2 protein-coding genes are annotated in these 4,106 nt (G+C 42.7%); both read left to right on the top strand.

Annotation, left to right across the window (positions count from 1 at the left end; genetic code table 11):
- Nucleotides 1-333: 333 nt before the first annotated feature.
- Nucleotides 334-1,245: a hypothetical protein gene (locus ACOCD9_RS05130; protein ID WP_287701576.1), complete on the top strand. Its 912-nt coding sequence runs from the start codon at nt 334-336 to the stop codon at nt 1,243-1,245.
- 67 nt (nt 1,246-1,312) lie between these two features.
- Entirely contained in the window at nt 1,313-3,781 is a 2,469-nt protein-coding gene (recG, locus tag ACOCD9_RS05135) for an ATP-dependent DNA helicase RecG (RefSeq protein WP_287701574.1), read from the top strand.
- Nucleotides 3,782-4,106 lie beyond the last annotated feature (325 nt).

Consider the following 4,106-nt stretch of genomic DNA (forward strand, 5'->3'; position numbering starts at 1 on the left):
AACCCTTATCCTGACTTGATTTCAGTTTTTTCTTTGTCAGTAAGGGTGTCAACAAGGAATATTACAAATTGTTAACCGAGTCTTGAAAGCCTTGTGCTACAAAGGTTTGAAATGTTAAGAAAGATGTGACTAAAGGACAGCCTTATCAAGGGGGGCAGGGGGGATCAGAGGCAAAATCTATCTTCAATTTAATTATAACTACTTACTTAATCGCGAAAATAACTGACAATCGATCGAGTCTGAGCATCTCCCCCATGTCAGGGTGCTATAGCTGACAGTGAGTCGCTATAATAGAATTCGCCGATCGCTAACTTCTCCCTCGGTAAAATTTCTATGACTGGAAGACTGAACAAGCTACAACAAGATTTAAAGAACATAGAAACGGAAGTGGCAAATTTAGCCGAAAGAATGCGAGAAAAATACCGAATTTATCTTGATTTACTCGGTGAATCTCTCTATAAACAGGCGATCGGGGCAGTGTATTATATCTGTACCCGTTACTATGGGGGGGAATTTCTGTCCCTTTCCCACAGCAATCGTCAGAAACTACAAGAGGAGATCAAAACTCTAGGACAAGAGGCTAAAGCCAGTTTACAGCAATTGGGCGAGCAGGGCTTCGAGCGAGGGGCATTTTCAGGGGTAGGATTCTCTAAAAGTCCAGCAGAGACAGTTAACACCCCCGATTTCTTGAAACTTTTTCTAGACAAACGGGAAAATCTAGCCGCAACTGGAGAGATTAATAACCCCGATATTTTACTTTATTGTTGTCGAGTGCTGGAAAAAAACTGTATCGAGATTCTCAATCATCTCTCTAAACAAATTAATCAGCAACTACAAAAAGCCTATATTCTTCCCCCTCATCTACCCAGTCAAATTATCGATATGGCAATTCAAGCGGGAGAAGAAGGACAGTCTCTAGGTGGAGGAAATAATATGTTAAACATTCTAGTGGAAGCTAAAACCCCTGAACCAGAGGAAGAAAAAGATGAAGATGAAGATGAAGATGAAGATGATGGGGATGGGGATGATCATGATTTTTCAAGTGGCAAAGTCACTAAAGTAACGGCGATTCATCTACGAATGGCTGAACTTGAATTTGCCGATGCGCGTTTAAGTGTCGAAAGAAATCAAATTCGCTCCCTTTGGGAACAATTAAATCGTCTAGGGGAACAATATCATCGTATTCGCAAAGAATATACTATCGCTCAAGCGGAAGCGGCATGGCGCAGTAGTTGGTACGATTAATCAGTTATGATCAAACAGGGGTATCAGGGAAGCATAATACTGGGAAATTTGGAGTCAAGAGACAATTATGAAAGGGGAAATACCCGACTGGGTGAGATTACAAAAAGCCTTATCTGTAGAAGCGGAAAAAGGTTATCCAGATCTTCAGGGAAATCAATACCGTTTTAGCGAGTTTTTGTGTCTTAGTTTCGGGGATAATCCTCCCGTGGGAATTGCCACCAGTGAGAGAAATCGCTGGCGAGAATTAGCCCAAAAATTTGCCCAATATTCCCAATTTAATCCCAGACAAAGACAACAATTAGTCACCGAAACTCGCAATTTTTTGCAGCAATTACGGCAAACTTTAGAAGCAACCCCCACCGCAAAAGAACCAGCTGCGGCGAAAATTATTAATACCACTCCCATCACAGCAAAGGCTATTTCTCCACGGCAAGTTACCCTCGAACAACCCTTGAAATATCTAGCGGAAGTGGGAGAGAGAAAAGCCAGTCTTTTAGAAAGATTAAACCTCCACAAAGTTGAAGATTTATTATATTATTATCCCCGGGATCATGTGGATTACAGTCGTCAAGTCAATATCGCTAATTTAACCGAGGGGGAAACGGTAACTTTAGTGGGGAATGTCAAGCGCTGTAATTGTTTTACTAGCCCCAAAAATACCAAGTTAGCTATCTTTGAATTGCTCTTACAGGATGGCACTGGACAGATAAAATTAAACCGTTTTTATGCGGGAACTCGCTATACTAATCGTGCTTGGCAAGAAGGACAAAAAAAACTCTATCCCGTCGGTTCGGTGGTGGCGGTTAGTGGTTTAGTCAAAGCGGGAAAATATGGGGTAACTTTAGAAAATCCTGAATTTGAATTATTAGACAGTTCTGGGGCAAGTATTGAGTCCTTAAAAATCGGGCGTATTCTGCCGGTTTATCCCCTCAGCGATGGAGTACCCGCCGACCTAATTAGAAAGGCTGTAGTCGCCGCTTTTGGGGCAGTAGAGGCGATAAAAGATCCCTTGCCTTTCGGTCTAAGAAAACAATACGGATTAATCGATTTAAAAACAGCAATTACTAACATTCATTTTCCCAATAATTCCGATATTCTCAGTCAAGCGCGACGGCGATTAGTCTTTGATGAATTCTTCTTTTTACAATTGGGTTTTCTGCGGCGGCGGCAACAGTATCGTCAGACACAGAAAAGTGCTATTTTTAGTGCTAAGGGTCAACTAATTGATCAATTTAATCAGATAATTCCCTTTCAATTAACCAATGCTCAAAAACGAGTTATTGAGGAAATTTTAGAGGATTTAGATTCTAGCACCCCGATGAATCGTCTTGTGCAGGGGGATGTGGGTTCTGGCAAAACAATTGTCGGAGTTTATGCCATTTTAGCAGCCCTACAATCTGGTTATCAAGCAGCATTAATGGCTCCCACGGAAGTTTTAGCAGAACAACATTATCGTAAGTTAGTTAGCTGGTTTAATCTCTTACATTTACCCGTAGAATTATTAACTGGTTCCACAAAAACCGCTAAACGGCGAGAAATTCACGCCCAATTAGAGACAGGAGAATTACCACTTTTAGTGGGAACTCATGCCCTAATTCAAGATGCAGTTAATTTCCGCAAATTAGGTTTAGTTGTTATTGATGAACAGCATCGCTTTGGGGTACAACAAAGGGCAAGATTATTAAGCAAAGGAGAGTCTCCCCACGTTTTAACCATGACAGCAACACCGATTCCCCGTACTTTAGCTTTAACCCTCCATGGGGATTTGGATGTGAGTCAAATTGACGAATTACCCCCCGGCAGGCAACCGATTCAAACCACTGCTTTAAATGGAAATCAAAGAAGGGCTGCCTATGATTTAATTCGGCGTGAAATTGCCCAAGGCAGACAAGCTTATGTGATTTTTCCCTTGATTGAAGAATCGGAAAAATTAGATGTTAGGGCTGCGGTGGAAGAATATCAAAATTTATCAGAAAAGATTTTTCCCAATTTTAATATCGGTTTACTCCATGGTCGCATGAGTTCCGCCGAAAAAGAGGAAATCTTAACAGCTTTTCGCGATAATATTCTGCAAATTATTGTCTCAACTACGGTTATCGAAGTGGGGGTGGATGTTCCCAATGCCACGGTGATGTTAATTGAAAATGCCGAACGTTTTGGCCTTTCACAATTGCATCAATTACGGGGGCGCGTGGGCAGAGGTTCCCATCAATCCTATTGTTTACTTTTAAGTGGCACTAATAGTGCTAATTCCCGTCAAAGATTAACGGTTTTGGAACAATCCCAAGACGGCTTTTTTATCTCGGAAATGGATATGCGATTTCGCGGTCCGGGGGAAGTTTTAGGACAACGACAATCGGGTTTACCAGATTTTGCCCTCGCTAGTTTAGTCGAGGATCAAGAGGTGTTAGTTTTGGCAAGAGATGCCGCCGAAAAAATTATGTTAGATGATCCCCATTTAATCACTTTGCCCAATTTGAAACAAGCCTTAGAAGCTAAATATCAACGGATGTTGGGAGCCGATATTTTAACTTGATTTAGATGTTCAGTGATCAGTAAACAGTAATACTAAATCCAGTTATTAAAAACTGATTATTTATTCTCCGTTTTGCATAGCCCATACTCAACGGATTTACTATTACTTCCGATTTTATCACTCAATCCAAGCTTTTGGGGGGGTGTACCCCCCCCAACCCCCCAGGGGGGGGGGGCGCGCGCACCGATCGGGGTGGAATTCCCCCCCCCACAACCCCCCCCCCGGGGGGGGGGGGGGCCGGCGCCGGGGGGAGGCACGCCCCCCCCCACCCCCCCCCCCCACAATATTGGAGGGGTGTTTGAAAACCAAGGCCGCCCCAAAACAA

This window comes from Microcystis sp., from assembly GCF_048564745.1.
In the GTDB taxonomy this organism is placed as follows: domain Bacteria; phylum Cyanobacteriota; class Cyanobacteriia; order Cyanobacteriales; family Microcystaceae; genus Microcystis; species Microcystis ichthyoblabe_A.

Bases quoted from the DNA above. Each gene is read 5' to 3' on its own strand.
- ACOCD9_RS05130 (WP_287701576.1), top strand. From the start codon at position 334: ATGACTGGAAGACTGAACAAGCTACAACAAGATTTAAAGAACATAGAA.
- recG (WP_287701574.1), top strand. From the start codon at position 1,313: ATGAAAGGGGAAATACCCGACTGGGTGAGATTACAAAAAGCCTTATCT.